Origin of the sequence: Paenibacillus sp. FSL R7-0210, assembly GCF_038009085.1 — a bacterium.
Classification (GTDB): Bacteria; Bacillota; Bacilli; order Paenibacillales; family Paenibacillaceae; genus Paenibacillus_AQ; species Paenibacillus_AQ silagei.
In genome coordinates this window covers 7,572,057-7,587,403 of the sequence record NZ_JBBPAR010000001.1, presented here as the reverse complement: position 1 = coordinate 7,587,403, position 15,347 = coordinate 7,572,057, and the positions used below count along the sequence as shown (strand labels likewise).

11 protein-coding genes and 1 riboswitch are annotated in these 15,347 nt (G+C 53.5%); of the genes, 4 read left to right on the top strand and 7 right to left on the bottom strand.

What is annotated here, in order from left to right; genetic code table 11:
• Positions 1 to 30: 30 nt before the first annotated feature.
• Positions 31 to 1,029 carry an MBL fold metallo-hydrolase gene (locus MKY64_RS32490; RefSeq protein ID WP_340957946.1) on the bottom strand — a complete coding sequence of 333 codons (999 nt, stop codon included), beginning with the start codon at positions 1,027 to 1,029 and terminating at the stop codon, positions 31 to 33.
• A 250-nt stretch (positions 1,030 to 1,279) separates the two neighbouring features.
• Here MKY64_RS32490 and MKY64_RS32485 point away from each other — a divergent pair, with 250 nt between their 5' ends.
• Both MKY64_RS32485 and MKY64_RS32480 read left to right on the top strand, forming a co-directional pair.
• Positions 1,280 to 2,413: a conserved virulence factor C family protein gene (locus MKY64_RS32485; RefSeq protein WP_340957945.1), complete on the top strand. Its 1,134-nt coding sequence runs from the start codon at positions 1,280 to 1,282 to the stop codon at positions 2,411 to 2,413.
• Positions 2,414 to 2,510: 97 nt separating this feature from the next.
• Positions 2,511 to 2,728: riboswitch (Lysine riboswitch) on the top strand.
• 152 nt (positions 2,729 to 2,880) lie between these two features.
• Positions 2,881 to 4,368 carry an amino acid permease gene (locus MKY64_RS32480; protein WP_340957943.1) on the top strand — a complete coding sequence of 496 codons (1,488 nt, stop codon included), beginning with the start codon at positions 2,881 to 2,883 and terminating at the stop codon, positions 4,366 to 4,368.
• 451 nt (positions 4,369 to 4,819) lie between these two features.
• Here MKY64_RS32480 and MKY64_RS32475 read toward each other — a convergent pair whose 3' ends face one another.
• Positions 4,820 to 5,458, bottom strand: a complete 639-nt coding sequence (locus tag MKY64_RS32475; protein ID WP_445323383.1) for a nitroreductase family protein — start codon at positions 5,456 to 5,458, stop codon at positions 4,820 to 4,822.
• A gap of 131 nt (positions 5,459 to 5,589) precedes the next feature.
• Between MKY64_RS32475 and MKY64_RS32470 the strand changes: the two genes are divergently transcribed.
• Positions 5,590 to 5,955: a MerR family transcriptional regulator gene (locus MKY64_RS32470; RefSeq protein ID WP_339311612.1), complete on the top strand. Its 366-nt coding sequence runs from the start codon at positions 5,590 to 5,592 to the stop codon at positions 5,953 to 5,955.
• 86 nt (positions 5,956 to 6,041) lie between these two features.
• Complete coding sequence (locus tag MKY64_RS32465; RefSeq protein WP_340957941.1) at positions 6,042 to 6,359, top strand: DUF3889 domain-containing protein; 318 nt, start codon at positions 6,042 to 6,044, stop codon at positions 6,357 to 6,359.
• Between the two features lie 38 nt (positions 6,360 to 6,397).
• Here MKY64_RS32465 and MKY64_RS32460 read toward each other — a convergent pair whose 3' ends face one another.
• The 5 genes from MKY64_RS32460 to MKY64_RS32440 all read right to left on the bottom strand — a co-directional run bounded on the left by MKY64_RS32460 (position 6,398) and on the right by MKY64_RS32440 (position 15,184).
• Entirely contained in the window at positions 6,398 to 7,537 is a 1,140-nt protein-coding gene (locus MKY64_RS32460) for a transglutaminase domain-containing protein (RefSeq protein WP_340957940.1), read from the bottom strand.
• A gap of 744 nt (positions 7,538 to 8,281) precedes the next feature.
• Positions 8,282 to 8,695 (bottom strand): hypothetical protein, encoded by a 414-nt coding sequence (locus MKY64_RS32455; protein WP_340957939.1) that lies wholly within the window; start codon positions 8,693 to 8,695, stop codon positions 8,282 to 8,284.
• A 22-nt stretch (positions 8,696 to 8,717) separates the two neighbouring features.
• Positions 8,718 to 10,805 carry an EndoU domain-containing protein gene (locus MKY64_RS32450; RefSeq protein ID WP_340957938.1) on the bottom strand — a complete coding sequence of 696 codons (2,088 nt, stop codon included), beginning with the start codon at positions 10,803 to 10,805 and terminating at the stop codon, positions 8,718 to 8,720.
• Positions 10,806 to 10,951: 146 nt separating this feature from the next.
• The gene (locus MKY64_RS32445) at positions 10,952 to 13,333 is read right to left on the bottom strand and encodes a glycoside hydrolase family 95 protein (protein WP_340957937.1); all 2,382 of its coding nucleotides are present in this window, start codon (positions 13,331 to 13,333) and stop codon (positions 10,952 to 10,954) included.
• Positions 13,334 to 13,441: 108 nt separating this feature from the next.
• Positions 13,442 to 15,184 carry an ABC transporter substrate-binding protein gene (locus tag MKY64_RS32440; protein WP_340957936.1) on the bottom strand — a complete coding sequence of 581 codons (1,743 nt, stop codon included), beginning with the start codon at positions 15,182 to 15,184 and terminating at the stop codon, positions 13,442 to 13,444.
• Positions 15,185 to 15,347 lie beyond the last annotated feature (163 nt).

The following is a 15,347-nucleotide window of genomic DNA, read 5'->3' as shown; positions in this document are numbered from 1 at the left end:
TAGAAGTGTTTAATACAAGCCTTCTACGGGCTATTCCCCCGCCGGGCGTTCCTCGGGCTGCACGACCAGCGTCTCCCCGTACCCGAGGGTACGGATACGCTCCTCGCCAAGCCCCTGCGCCACCCTGGCCTGCTCCATCCGGTCCAGCGCTTCGCGGGCGGTATCATCGGCCAGCCTGAAGGTGCCGAAGTGCATCGGAATCATCAGCTCGGCGCCTACATCAAGGAAGGCCTGCACGGCCTCCTCGGGATTCACATGCTGGGAGTTCATGAACCATTCAGGTTCATAAGCGCCTATCGGCATCAGCGCAACATGCAGCTTGAAGCGTCTGCCGATCTCCTTGAAGCCCGGGAAGAAGCCGCTGTCTCCGGCAAAATAGAGGTTCGGCGGAAGCAGCTTATGCTGCGCCTTGCCCTCTTCCCCCTCCGGATGCTTCTGCGGGTCTGCCGGCTGAAGCACATAACCGCCCCAGTGCGAGGAATTCGTATCGAACGGCGTCCTCCGCGTCCAGTGCTGGGTCGGGACAAACGTCAGCTTGACAGCGCCCAGTGTAATCTCCTCCCACCACTGCATTTCCTGACAGTTCGGGAAGCCCTTGCGGAGCATTTTGCGCTTAAGTCCGGCAGGCACCACAAGGGTTGTTCCTGCCCGGTACAGCTTGCGGATGGACGCGATATGCAGGTGATCATAATGGGAATGGGAGATCAGGATCAGATCGATGGGCGGGATATCCGCGAGCGGAATGCCCGGCTGCCCGATCCGCTTCTCGAAGCCCAGCCGCCGCGCCCAGATCGGGTCGGTGATGATATTAAGCCCTTCGTATTGCAGAAAAAAGGTAGAGTGCCCGATCCACGTAATCGTTGTCTCCAGCCGGTTCCCGGCCAGATAGTCGAGCCGCGGCGGATGATTCGGCACTTTATAGGTGTAATCCTTCTTCTTCCGGCGGCGTTCCTCGCGCCATTGGCGGAATTCCTTAAGTGTTTTATCGGTGCTTACATTGTCGATGTTGTTATAACGTATTCTGGCCATAGCATGAACCACTCCTTATAGCAGATTTGCCGTTTCTGTTGCCGGCGGCAAACCACATATCTTAACTATAGGGTTCCGCAGAATCATTTGCAAAACTACAGGGCCCTGCGGGACGCTCATTACAAATTGTACCCAAATGGCCGGGCGGGAAACGTCCGGACTTACGGCCCCTTTGTATTCACTTGCTTAAATGAGGTAAAATGCGGGTAAAGCAAACGGTGCTTATGCTACTTAGAAGAGGAGCTGACATATGAAGATTACATTTATTGAACCGACACCGAGTCCAAATACCATGAAGCTTCATCTCGATGAAAGCCTTGCACCCGGTATCCGCCGGACCTATACCCCGGAGACCCGGCGCTCCGCCCCTTCCTGGGCGCAGGAGATGCTGGAGATTCCAGGCGTTACGAGTATTTATCATGCCGCTGACTTCGCCGCGCTGGAGCGCAAAGGCAGTGCGGACTGGGCTGCAATTCTGCGCGAGGTCCAGAACCGCTTCGGAGCGGACGGCCTCAGTGCGGAATATAGTCTCGGCGATGAGAATGACGGCACCCACTACGGGGAGTCCCAGGTGTTCGTGCAGATGTTCCGCGGCATCCCGATCCAGATCCGCGTCAAGACCGGCGCGAAGGAGGAGCGCATCGCCCTCTCCAGCCGCTTCACCCAGGCGGTGACCGATGTGGCCAGCGCCGTGATGATCAAGGAGCGCAAGCTCAGTGATTACGGCGTACGCTACGGCGAGCCGCCGGAGATTGCCCGCGAGGTCGAGCAGGAGCTGGAGGCGGCGTATCCGCAGGAACGCCTCGACTCCCTCGTGCAGCAGGCCATCGCGCACGGGGCTGCCGGCGAGTTCGTCGAGCAGCGGCACAAGAAAGAGCTGGCCGAGCTGCTGCGGGACCTGCACGATGCGGATTGGCGCGTGCGCTACGCCGCGCTGGAGGATCTGGCGCCGGGCGAGCAGCTCCTGCCGGAGCTGCGGGCGGCGCTGCACGACCCCAAGCTGCAGATTCGCAGACTTGCGGTCGTGTACCTGGGCGACATCCGCACGCCAGGTGCGATGGAGCTGCTCTATGAGGCGATGAAGGACAGCGCCCCGGCCGTGCGGCGCACAGCCGGGGACACGCTCTCCGACATCGGCGACCCGGCGGCGACGCCGGTGATGACGGCGTCGCTGAGTGATGCCAGCAAGCTGGTGCGCTGGCGGGCGGCACGCTTCCTGTATGAAGTCGGGACAGCCGAGGCCCAGGACGCGCTGAGCGTTGCTGCCGAAGACCCCGAATTCGAGGTGGGGCTGCAGGCCAAGATGGCGCTGGAGCGGATTCTGTCCGGCGAGGAAGCGGCGGGTACTGTCTGGCAGCAGATGTCAGAGCGCCGGCGGAGCTGACGTGAACCTGCCGTATTTTGTCATTGCCTGAGAAGCCGGTATGCCTTATACTGATTCCTGTTGTTCATATCGTTCAAAGATAGCCTCATCATACCTAGGATGAGGTAGAGGTCGCGGATAAGAAGAGTAAGCGCGTGGAGATGCCTAAGAGCCATCAGTGATACGCGCCCAAAGGAATATCCGCCGAAATCGTAACTGCTGCTCTTAGTCCGCAGCTACGATTGGGGCCGTTTGCCGAAAGGCGCGGAACTGTCACTGTGTATTGCCGCCTGTCAGGAGACTGCGGGAGCTGCACTGTGTTGCGCTATCTTAACAGGGAGTATGATGCGGAGCCTATAATCAGGAAACCGCAGCGTCCGTCTGCGGTTTTTTTGCGTGCAGCATGCCGGGAAGAAGACACCGGCACATGCAGGCAGCGGCACTCCCACTGTGAACAGAACTATCAATCTAAAGGGAGTGTCTTATTCATGCAAGCACAGCAGCCTAAACGGCCGGCAGTACAGGCGGGCAACGCCAATACGCCGGGCCTGCGCAAATCCTTCAAAGCAAGACATCTGACCATGATCGCCCTCGGCGGCTCGATCGGAACCGGATTATTCCTCGCCAGCGGCGGGGCCATCGCCTCCTCCGGTCCGGGCGGAGCACTGCTCGCCTACACGGCCGTCGGCATTATGGTCTATTTTCTGATGACCAGCCTTGGGGAGCTGGCAACCTATCTGCCCGATTCCGGTTCCTTCAGCACCTACGGTACACGGTTCGTCAGTCCTGCCTTCGGCTTCGCTATCGGCTGGAACTTCTGGTACAACTGGGCAGTAACCATTGCAGCTGAACTGTCAGCGGCCACCGTTATCATTAAGTACTGGTTCCCGGACAGTCCTTCGTTCCTGTGGAGCCTGCTCTTCCTGGCGCTCATGTTCGGCCTGAACTTCCTGTCTGCGCGGGGGTACGGCGAGTCGGAATACTGGTTCGCCATTATCAAGATTATTACGGTGGTCGTCTTCCTGACGGTCGGCGTCCTGATGATCTTCGGGATTCTGGGCGGCAAGGCGGTGGGCTTCAGCAACTTCCAGCTCAGAGGCAGCTCGTTCCATGGCGGCTTCTTCGCCTTCGTGGGGGTCTTCATGGCCGCCGGGTTCTCCTTCCAGGGAACAGAGCTGGTCGGCGTAGCCGCCGGAGAGAGCGAGAATCCGCGCCGCAACGTGCCGATCGCGATCCGCCAGGTGTTCTGGCGCATCCTGATCTTCTATATTTTCGCCATTGCCGTCATCGGTATGCTGATTCCTTATACGAATCCCGATCTGCTCCGCGGCGGTATTGATGATATCGGCGTCAGCCCGTTCACCATCGTCTTCAACAAAGCAGGGCTGGCGATTGCCGCCTCGGTCATGAATGCCGTGATTCTCAGCTCCGTGCTGTCTGCCGGGAACTCCGGGATGTACGCCTCCACCCGTGTCCTGTACGCTATGGCCAAGGATGGAATGGCACCACGCGCGCTCGGCAAGCTGAACCGCAGAGGTGTTCCTGTAGGCGCACTGCTCGTGACAACCGCTGTCGGCATGCTCGCCTTCCTCGCCTCCTTCTTCGGAGACGGCGCGGTGTACAATTGGCTGCTTAACGCTTCTGGGATGTGCGGCTTCATCAACTGGCTCGGAATTGCCGTCTGCCATTACCGTTTCCGCCGGGCCTTCGTGAAGCAGGGCCATTCGCTGGAGGAGCTGCCTTACCGGGCAAGATGGTTCCCGTTCGGTCCGCTGTTTGCCTTCGCTCTGTGTATGGTCGCTGTATTCGGCCAGAACATGGGCGCTTTCACCGGTGCGAAGATCGATTGGTACGGCATTCTGGTCTCCTATGTCAGTGTGCCGCTGTTCCTGCTGATCTGGCTGGGCTATGGCTGGTTCCGCAAGAGCAGCCTTATCCCGCTGGAGAAGTGTGATCTGAGCACCCACGCAGACTGATTCATTGCAGCAGCATATAAATTCTTATCTTTCAGCAAAAGACCGGTTTTGATCCCGCAAAAGTGGGCCAAAACCGGTCTTTTATATATTGCTAGTACCTTATCAGATTTAAAATAGTGGATCAGACGCAAGTCCCCTTCAAATAACATCTTTTTTCCAAGCGGGCCTTGTTCTTCAGGGCGTTTGGCTTAGCGTAACGGACTGAGGTGCGCTTATTTGGGAAGAAAGTCGCCTATTGGGCGAGTAACGGACTCCACAGGCCTTATCCTTTGCACTTCAGCTCCGAAACGTCTCATAGAGAGACTCTAAGGTCGCCTGAGTCCGTTACACTGCAAAAAGTGGCGTTTTCGCGGGGATAAGATCTCTCCGGTCCGTTAGATTTTGGGTTGTAACTCTGACGCTTTACTAGCTTAAGTTTGCTTCTCTTCGTGGGAATTCCGGCAACTGCTGTTTATGCCCAGGTTGTGATCGTCTCAACCGGCAGACGGTAGGATGGATACCCCTCTTTGGCGGCTTTGCCTATCGAGATCAGCATGACCGGCTGGAACCGTTCTTTGTCCAGGCCGAACACTTCTGCAATATGCTCCTTGTCATAGCCGGCCATCGGGTTGGTATCATATCCGTGGGCGCGGGCCACCAGCATTAACTGCATCGAAATAAGCCCCGAGTCAATCAGATTCACATCCCGCAATTCGGACGCGGAAATGTTCGCATAATAAGGCTTGACCTGCTGCAGCTGCATGTCCATCACCTCGCGGGGCATGTACCCGAGTTCTACAGCCTTGCCGAAAATTTCGTCAATATATTCAACGTTGTTCGTATCATAAAATACAGCAATCACAGCCGAGGAGGTGAGCGCCTGGGTCTGGTTGAAGGAGGCCAGCGGTGCCAGCTTCGCTTTGCCTTCAGCGCTGTCAATGACCAGGAAACGCCACGGCTGCATGTTAATCGCAGAGGGGGCGCGGGAAGCTTCCGCCAGAATCTCGGTCAGTTCCTCTCTGCTGATCTTCACCTCAGGATCATAGACTTTCACGGAACGGCGCTCCAGAACAATTTCATTGAAATCATTGGTTTTTTGGTATTTCCCCATCATTGTGCTCATGTACATTTCTCTCCTTTTATATACGGAATGGTACGGATGAACGTGAACGTATCATCACTAGAAGAATTGTAAACTATAAAGTATACTTCATAGCAAGAACAATAAATGGGGGGATTGCCATGAAAACCAGTGAAGTTGCCAAAAAGGCTGACCTTCCGATATCAACCCTGCGCTACTATGAGAAAATAGGCCTGATTACGGAGGAGTACATCCTCAGAGAAGAGAATAATTACCGGAATTATGCCCCGGAGATTATTCCGTATCTTGAAGTCATAAAGAATAGCTTAGCTGTTGGATTTTCAATCCACGATATTAAATCGATGATCTCCAAGCAGGGAATATCGAAAGAGGAACAAAAACGGATCATTGCCGACAAAATTACGGAAATTGAAGCTGCGCAAAAAAACCTGGAGGCTTCCAAGCAGTCTCTTTACGAGCTTCTCGAAATGAATATTACCTGTGAGAACGGGTACGGAAAATACTAAAACCCCAGAGCTGTGCTCCAGGGAGTCGTATAAAGGCGCGGGGGCCGGGGGACGCTAACCTGTAATCCCAGTTCAAGGAGGCCTTTATGAAAAAAAAATGGACAGTAGCCTTGTTGACGTTAGCCCTGGTCCTGAGCAGCCCGTTAAGCCGGAGCTCCGCTGCACCTGACTATGCCCGGTGGGGAACCATTGCCGTGAAGGAGACGCAGCAGAAATACAACGCCGAAATCATCGATTACAAGCACATCGGCCGGACCCAGATCAAGCCTAAGCTTGCAGAAGAGAAGTTCAAGCTGGTGGTCCGGAGCAAGGCAGGCCGGGAATTCGGCGTATTCGTGATGGTCCGCTTCAACCCTTCAACAAACAAGCTTCAGACCATCCAATTCCTGGAGACCAGGGCCTGAAGTGCACCCTGGCTGGTTCGCCGGGTAGCTGCACGCTTTTATTTCCAGGTCACATATACCTTAAGATCTCCTGTATTCTCGAACGGCGAACTGTTGAAGGCCAGGTTATTCAGTCCCAGCCCGTAGAGCACCTGCAGATCCTGCCTCAGCAGTTTGTCGCTTCCCCGGTAGCGGAAGAGCAGCGACTGCTGTCCGGCCTCTGCCGCCTGCTTCGCAAGCTTCTCGAGCTGTTCCGCTGACGAGACCACCTGATTCTCCTCGTACAGCCAGTAATTCAGGTCTTTCTGCAGCCTCTTGTATGCCTCCACCCCTTGGCCCCCTTGATTGACCAGCTTAGTCAAGGTCTGTGCATAACTGGTGGAGGCCGCCGGATAGGACTTCGTCCAAGTGTGGTCAAGCCGCATCTGGGCATCGGTCCTCATATAATAGACCGTGCTGATTCCGCCCTCCGGACTCGGGTCCGGGTCATCCCAGGTGGTGTCGAGATGATACCATGCCCCGTTCAGAAGTACCAGATTCCAGGCATGCGACTGGGTCACACCGTCTGCCGCCCTGGCCGTCCCTTCCACAATTCTGTTCGGAATCCCCGCCCCCAGCAGCAGCTTATAGGTTAGCAGCGTATAGCCCTGGCAGACCGCACTCCCGGTCTGAAGTCCCTCATAAGCGGTGTATTTGCGGTGCGAGTGATCGTATTCCAGATTCAGCACAACCCAGTCGTGGATCGCTTTTACCTTCTGGTGATTGTTCATCCCCGGTGTTATGATCTGCTGCAGAATAGCCTTCACCTGCTTGTTCACATAGGCCGTCTGCTGCAGCGTCTCCCGGTATTCCACCTGAACCGTCACATGAACAGCGCGCGTGCTTCCGCGGTAGGAGAAGGCATAGCTGTCAATAATATAATACAGGTACGGATCGCTCCCCATCGCCTGATTAATTGCCGTCTGGATCTCACTCTTCAGCTTGGCGGTCTTGCCCTGATAAGTGAAGGTAATCGTCTCTCTGCGGTTACTCATCGCTCCGGCCAGCTTCTGCGTCATTCCTTGTGTCGTCTGCACCACCGCCGAATCCGCTGCAGCATACGCATGCTCGTATCCCCAGTACGTCGCAGGCGGTAAAGCAGCAAACACAAGCATAAGTCCAACCGCCGTCTTCAACAGCGATCCCTGTCTCTTCCCCATATGATCCGCGCGCCTCCTGCAATCTATATCATCGGCCGTAGCCGTATGTACTCTATAGTAAATGCCAATCATGCCATGTTTACAACTCCGACCTGAAGAACGTAACTATGCGCCAGCCTGACCTATTCATTATATCATCTCAGGCCGTCTAACTAGTACAGCATCAGATTTAAAATGGTGAAGTCAGGGCCCCCTCTGCTGGAGGACTCAGTGTAACAGATGGAGGAACTCATATTTTGGATGGAGTAAAGAATGCACCCGGGTTGTAGCGAACCATCAGAGATTAGTGTATTCTGTGCAACTAAAAACAATGAAACGGATGGCTTTCCTCTTCTAACTATATTTTGTACAACTAAATCTGCCACGTTGGGCAAAAATCCAGGTACAGAGACATTTTAATTGCACGAAATACAGCTAACCTGAGATTCGGCCGCACTCCGGGTGATTTAGTTGTACAGATTGCAATTAAGCCGATCCCTTACACCCTAATCGGGGCGCGGCAGAACTCTCAGCAAGCGATTAGTTAAAGTATTTTTCACAAGTTAAAATCTGATACTCTACTAGGCGTGGATAGCACAAACAGGTCAATCATGGTGGTATCTGACCATAATCAACCTGTTCATTGTATCGGTATTGCGGGAATTGAGTTATGAAAATAAAGCTTTTAATGCACGTACAACCAAAATGAACAAATCTTTATACAGGTATTACATGGGTTTTGGGTAGCCCCCACCAATAATATCGTCAGCTCTGTATCTTCTCCAGAAAAGCTTCAAATACTTTTTTTGTCGCTTCCCCTGAAATGGGAATTAACTCATGAATCTTCTGTAGAATTGAAGGGTTTTTTAATATCAGTTTTTTACTTTCTGAACTAGTAAAACTTCTTAATGCATCAATACAAATTTCGAATAACTCTTCATCATCAGTATTTAGCAGTTTCAATAACATATTCAATTCATCCATGCTAGATTCATTATGCAAACAATATGCTAATTTTCTTTGCCACTCTACTGGCTTATTCAATACTCCATTTGATAATTCCCCCCAATCCCGTGGGGAGAATTTCAGCAGCATCTCCTGTGCAATTAAAAAACCTTCATCATACCAATAATCATCCGTAAAATATCCTGAAAGATAGTCATCAAATTCTATAAACATTAAAAATCTCCTTCGAATTAGATTACAAGTTAGGTGCTGTAAAACCACTTAAAAGTTGTGTAACTCCCCCACCTGTTGGATAGCCCGATACAACATTGTCACCTATTTTAATAACTTCAACTTGAACGCCATTAACCGTTCCTCTATGAAGAGTCGCACCATCCGAGGTACGAACTCCAACGGATGCTGTGTTACCAGTATCTTTTATACTATTAATAATTTGCGAATCACTCCATGAATCCGGGAATAAAGTACTCGTTTTAATATTAGATAAATTACCATCAGGATATTCAGTAGTAAACTTAACTTTTCTTGTTCCATCTGCATTAACTGTTATTTCTTGAACTGCATAATTAGGATTTGCATTATTGATGTTCGGAGAATGACCACCGATCAATTCATTTTTTGTAGGAACTTTTCTCTGTCCATCTAATATTTTCTTTTCCATTTCTATACTAATTATAGAAGAACCAACATTGTGCGGCCCCTCAACCGTGCCACCCTCCAACCCATCCATATACCGCTGCTGCACCGGCGTCTTCGGCAAGGCTGGCGTATCGGGAATCTCCCCTATCTTGAAAACAAAACCTTCCGGCGTCTGCATTGCCCGTCCCAGATCCGGGAGCTTCTGCCTGATCCCTTGCAGGGCATCCTTCGCCGCTTGGCTGACGACCTCTTCAACCTCGCCCAGCACTTTACCGGCTTTGCCTGCTTTGGTGACCTGGAGTCCAGGAACCAGAATCGAAGCGACCGCACCCAGCATCTTCGCCTTCTCTTCCGGGGTGCCTTCATCAAATTGATGATACGCCTTCTTCGCCGCTTCGACCAGCACTTCCGGATGCTCGATAAGGTATTGCGCCTGATTCTTCATGTCCGTGGTGGTTTTGACCGGGTCTACCACTAGCTTGAAGGCAAAGGTTGCCGTATCCGCTACGCCCATGACGACCTCTTTCACCAAGCCTTCGGTAAAAGCCAGCACTACATCTCCCGACTGACGGACCTTGCTCTCCCATTTCGTCAGCCCGTAGGTATCCTCTAGCCACCCCAGATAACTAGTGTACATCGGGGTAAGATATTCATTCGGCACATAGACTTTCGCCTGATAAAAGTCCCAGGTGGTGGTCTCATTTTCCTTGTTGTCTGCGGTAATTGGCCTGCCGTCCGGCAGCGTGAGCGGCGGCCCGTTCAACCGCCGCTCTGCTTCGATCTGCTCTTGAACCTGCTTAAGAGCCGCTGCGATCTTAATTTCCTGCCGCTTCGCCGTAAGCTGACTCCGCGCATACGCTCCGGCGGCGGTCTTCTCCATGGCCAGCCGCAAAAGCAGTAAATATTCTTCGTTATGTAGTAAGGGAACCATCTCCGCCGTAATTGACGGATCATACTCACAGGCTGTAACCGCCGGTTGTTTGTAATATCCGCTTAGATCCTTGCCGGATTCATAGTATATCTTGGCTACGCCTAGAGAAGCCAGCTTCTGCCGGGCTTCTTCGGCCTGCGCGTGGACAGCCTCCATCTGCGCCTGATTTCCAAACGCCTGATACACCCTGAAGGCCGTCTGTGCCCTGGCGATCTCATTGCGCGCCGCGAAGATATCGTTCAGCTTACTTTGCGCAGCTATACTCTCTACGCTCAGCAGACCGGAGGTCTGAATAACATTCCTAAGCTGCTGCACCACCGGGTCCCTGCTGAGTTCATCTTTTCCTGATAGAGCAGCAATCGAAGTGATGAGATTCGTCGCACTTCGCTGCACAAATTCAGGGATGGAGACCCGTCCGGTGGCTGATTGCAGCCCCAAGCTGCCGAAGGCAGCGAGCAAAAGATTAAACTGCCCCGCCAGCCTGTCCGCCTGCCGCTTATTCTCTTCCTGCAACTCCGAGACGCCTCTTAGGGCGACCCTGATAATATCCTCTAACTTCTCCGCTTCAACGGTTAATTCATTGATTAGGACCTGGGCCTTGACCAGATGGTCGCCCATGGGGATGCCGCCCCAGCTGCTGGACTGGCCCTTCAATTGAAGATACAGCCGGTTGGTGTCCTGACTCACCTGGCCGATCTTCGATTGCAGGCGCTTGACTTCATCTTCGTTAAATACTAGCTTCGTTGATGCCATAGCCACCCTCCCCGCCGGACACTAGAACTCTGGCTTCCACTTAAACCAATAAATATCCCTCAGTTATACAGGTTACCTCCTATATTATCGGGTTTATTTCCCATTAGATTTATAGTTTTCCATTTTTCCTTCAATTCTCCTAATCATCACACCCCCACCGAGTAAATCCCGCCAGCCTTAACCTCAAACGCACCATTCAGTGCCTGAGCGCTGCCGTCCGCAAGCAGCAGCTTCAGTGCCTGCGCATAACTGAGCCGCAGCATCCCATCGCACTTCACTGTAATCCGCGCGTATACCAGAACTCCGGCCCGCCATTCGAGGTCCACCTCATACCCGCCGCGCGCCTTAAGACCCCGGATGCGGCCATTCTTCCAGGCTCCAGGCAGCGCCGGAAGCAGTGTAAGCTCCCCGAGATGACTATGAAGCAGCATCTCTGCGATGCCGGCGGCCGCGCCGAAATTACCGTCAATCTGAAACGGCGGATGCGCGTCGAACAGGTTGGGATAGACGGAGCGGGTTAGCAGCGTGCGCACATAGCCGTAAGCCGCATCGCCGTCTGCGAGCCGGGCATAGAGGTTAATCAGCCAAGCACAGCTCCAGCCGGTATGCCCCCCGCCGGAAGCAACCCGCTGCTCCAGCGTTAAGCGGCTGGCTTCCAGCAGCTCCGGCGTGTCCCGCCTGTTAATCCGGCTGCCCGGATACAGGCTGTACAGATGGGAGACATGGCGGTGCCCTGGCTCGGCTTCAGCGAAGTCATAGAGCCATTCCTGCACCCGTCCATCCTTGCTAATCCTCAGCGGAGACAGCCGGGTGAGTGTCTGCTCCAGCTCCTCCTGAAATTCAGCGTCCACGCCAAGAATACACGCAGCCTCCAGGCAATGCTGCATCAGCTCAGCGATCAGGCTCATATCCATGGCCGAACCCATAGAGATACTGCAAGCTCTGCCGTCCTCCGTGATGAACCGGTTCTCCGGCGAAGTAGACGGACTGGTAACGAGCCACCCCTCCGGTCCTTCCACCAGCCAATCCAGGCAGAAGAGAGCAGCTCCTTTCATTAGCGGATAAGCGGTCTCACTCAAAACCTTCATATCCGGGTTGAATTCGTAATGCTCCCACAGGTGACGGCATAGCCACACGCCGCCCATGGGCCAGAAGGCCCAGCTGGCATCTCCGCCGGACGGTGTGGAAGCCCTCCACAGATCCACATTATGATGGGCTACCCAGCCGCGTGCCCCGTAATGAATAGCCGCGGTTCTGGCCCCGGTCTCACTAAGCTCCTTAATCAGCTCAAGGAGCGGCTCATGACATTCGCTGAGATTGCAGACCTCCGCCAGCCAGTAGTTCATCTGCGTGTTGATATTGGTCGTGTAATTGCTGTTCCATGGCGGCTGAACATGGGCATTCCATATCCCCTGCAGATTCGCTGCCTGTGTTCCAGCCCGTGAGCTGCCCATCAGCAGATAGCGGCCATATTGGAACAATAGGGCCTCCAGCGCCGGGTCTTCTGCCCCCTGCTGATATGCGGCCAGACGTTCATCGGTGGGCCGCTCATCCGCCTCGTGACCGCCAAGCTCCAGATCCATCCGGCGGAAGATCGCCTGATGATCTGCAACGTGGCGTGCGTACAGCTCCTCATAAGTCTTACCGGCCGCAGCGCTTAATCTGCTCGCGCACAGCTCCGCCGGACTTATCCTAGCTGCGGAATACGGTGCTGACGCAGCGGATCTATGGCTTGCTCTGGACCGCACCTCCTCATAGTCCGTTCCGGCAGCCAGCAGTAGCAGTACACGATCTGCTCCGGTGATCACGAGCTTGCCTGCGGAATGCCGGATACTCCCCCCGGTTACCTGTACATGCAGGTGCAGTTCGAATGCTACTCCAAGTCCCTCCTCATAGAGCACCGCGAGCGGATGATCCTGGTGGTAATTGTCGGCAATATGCGAGGGGCAGCGCCCCTTCATTACCAGCCTGTCTCCCTCCCCTGGGCTAACGCTATGCTGTAATTGGCTGTCCAGTTCCAGTTCTAGCTGAATTCCCCCCGGCTGATCGCTTGTCAGATGCACGACTCCGACCTGGTCCGGGGTACTGATAAATACTTCACGGGTGAAGGCTCCCTGCCCGGTCTGATAGGTCACTCTGGCAACTCCGTTATCCAGATCCAGCTCTCTTTCATAGGCCGTACAATTCTCTGCGCCCGGCTGCTTAAGAATCAGGTCCCCGAGCGGCATATAGGCCTGGGCGTTGACCCCCAGCATATGGGCATTCACCATATCCTCGGCCTCCCCATACTGGCCTGCAGCGATTAGCTCCCGGGTTCTTTTCAAATACCTGAGCGCTTCGTAATTATTGGTATCCCGGGGGAACCCGGACCATAAGGTATCCTCATTCAGCGAGATCAGCTCTTTATCCGTACCGCCGAATACCATAGCCCCCATATGCCCGTTCCCGAGCGGCAGCGCCTCTTCCCAGACAGCTGCGGGCTGACGGTATCTGAGCTTCCATGCGGATGTATTTTGTTTAGTTTCCATGTTCTCCTCACCCTTCCTACTAAGTTCTGAATACAGCAAAAGGCCCTGACCTAAGTCGGGCCTTCTGCTTTCTGCTGTACTCTGGATCATGCTACATCCCATTAGGATTTACAGATTTTTGCCTGTCCACAGGGATACTCTCTTCTTCACCAGCTCAGTGAATTCTTTTTCCATATCCTGGGCACCGGCTTTGTCCAGCTCGGCCAGGAAGGCGTCATAGACTTTATCGAAATCAGCCGGTTTGGACAGAATCGCTTCCGGGATACGTTTACGTACGATATCCTGGGTCTTTTTGAAGATGACCTGATATTTACCGTCTGTCGGAACCGGCAGGTTGTACAGAGCACCTGTTTCTTTTACAGGGAATTCATCCTCTTTCGGGAACAGGTCCTTCCAGGTAGTCGCCTTATATCCGGCAAGGGACTCCTTCTCAGCTTCGGAGTACGAAGCAACAATCTGCTCAGGGAAGCTTGTGGTGTAATAGTTGTCTGTTGAATCCTTCACGCCGTCGCCATACCGTGCACCGAAGATCAGGTACTGGCCGATCCCGGTTGTTTTTTGGGTGTTCGCCGTATCGTTTGCTAAGCCGTCACGGATCTCAGGCAGAACCTCGCGCTTGCCATTCGCATCCACAGTATAGTGCTTGTCTTTAATCCCCCAGGTTCTCAGGATCTGGCCTTCATCGGAGGACATCCAGTCCAGCCATTTGATGATCCGCTCAGGATCTTTGGCTGCCGTAGTAATCGCAATGCCGTAGCCGTCGATACCGGTCTGCATGAAGGAATGGTCCTTATACTCTTCGGTCAGGGTTACAGGGAAGTGTCCATAGGTATACTCGTCTTTGCCGGCAGCCTTCAGGGCATTCTCACCGTCGGAGTATTCCCATTCCTGGGAGATCAGACCGAGTACACGGCCGCTGGCCACTTTCGCTTTGTATTGGTCATCCTTTTGTACGAAGGTATCCTTGTCGAGCAGGCCTTGATTGTACATACCGTTCAGCCAGCGGAAATATTCCTTTTCTTCGGCGCGTTTGTAGTGAAGCTTCGCTTCGAAGGTCTCAGGGTCCACATAATATTCACCATCATCCGGTGCACCGGTTGTAGTGAAGGCCGGGTTCGTCACGGTGATCATAATCTTCCAGTCATCAGCGTTCAGCGTCAGCGGAATGGTAGGCTGTCCATCGGTTTCCGGATGCAGAGCGACATAATCCTTAAGCACCTTTTCAAAATCAGCTACAGTCCGCACTTTCGGATAGCCAAGCTCTTTGAGTACACGATGCTGGATTTCAAATCCGCCTGTGGCATCGAAGGATTTCTGGCCGACACCCATATTCGTAGGAATCTGATAGATACTCTGGTCGTCCAGGCTGTACTTCAGACGGTTCATATTCTCGCCGTAGACTTTCTTGAGGTTGGGGCCATATTTGTCAATCAGGTCCGTCATATCAAGGATCAGACCGGCATCCACCAGGGTACTCAGACTTCCTTTAGCGAAAATAATATCAGGAACGTCGCCGCTCGCCGCCATCATCGCAATCTTCTGGTCGCCGCCGCCGCTGCCTACATCGAATTCAGCTTCAAGGGTGACGCCTGTCTTTTCCGTAATGGCTTTACCGACATCATCCTGCATCTTGTTCCAGTTCGGGCTGGCATCCGCTCCGAAGAAGGTGAATGTAGCCGGTGAGGTATCTAGAGCGGTATCATCTGCTGCGGCAGTAGCATCAGGTGTTGTTCCTGAGTTGTTAGGCGTCGTATTGTTGGCTGCATTATTGCCGTTGCCTCCACAACCGGCGATCAGCATTGAGCTCATCAGCAGGAGTGTGAAGATCGTCTTGGTACTCTTGCGGTTCATTGTGTATCCCCCTTGTATCTTAATATGTTGCCTCTATGCATATCAGGTGAGACCTGAATATACCATTGTGAACGCTTGCAAAACTACTATAAATATAAATTACCACTAATTAACACTTTACCCTAAGCGGGTTAGCTGCCCGGCTCTGCACTGAACCCGGCAG

Excerpts from the sequence above, each read along its gene's own strand:
- MKY64_RS32485 (WP_340957945.1), top strand. The coding sequence starts at position 1,280 with ATGAAGATTACATTTATTGAACCGACACCGAGTCCAAATACCATGAAG.
- MKY64_RS32460 (WP_340957940.1), bottom strand. The coding sequence starts at position 7,537 with ATGGGGAAGAGACAGGGATCGCTGTTGAAGACGGCGGTTGGACTTATG.
- MKY64_RS32480 (WP_340957943.1), top strand. The coding sequence starts at position 2,881 with ATGCAAGCACAGCAGCCTAAACGGCCGGCAGTACAGGCGGGCAACGCC.
- MKY64_RS32455 (WP_340957939.1), bottom strand. The coding sequence starts at position 8,695 with ATGTTTATAGAATTTGATGACTATCTTTCAGGATATTTTACGGATGAT.
- MKY64_RS32445 (WP_340957937.1), bottom strand. The coding sequence starts at position 13,333 with ATGGAAACTAAACAAAATACATCCGCATGGAAGCTCAGATACCGTCAG.
- MKY64_RS32470 (WP_339311612.1), top strand. The coding sequence starts at position 5,590 with ATGAAAACCAGTGAAGTTGCCAAAAAGGCTGACCTTCCGATATCAACC.
- MKY64_RS32465 (WP_340957941.1), top strand. The coding sequence starts at position 6,042 with ATGAAAAAAAAATGGACAGTAGCCTTGTTGACGTTAGCCCTGGTCCTG.
- MKY64_RS32490 (WP_340957946.1), bottom strand. The coding sequence starts at position 1,029 with ATGGCCAGAATACGTTATAACAACATCGACAATGTAAGCACCGATAAA.
- MKY64_RS32450 (WP_340957938.1), bottom strand. The coding sequence starts at position 10,805 with ATGGCATCAACGAAGCTAGTATTTAACGAAGATGAAGTCAAGCGCCTG.
- MKY64_RS32440 (WP_340957936.1), bottom strand. The coding sequence starts at position 15,184 with ATGAACCGCAAGAGTACCAAGACGATCTTCACACTCCTGCTGATGAGC.
- MKY64_RS32475 (WP_445323383.1), bottom strand. The coding sequence starts at position 5,458 with ATGGGGAAATACCAAAAAACCAATGATTTCAATGAAATTGTTCTGGAG.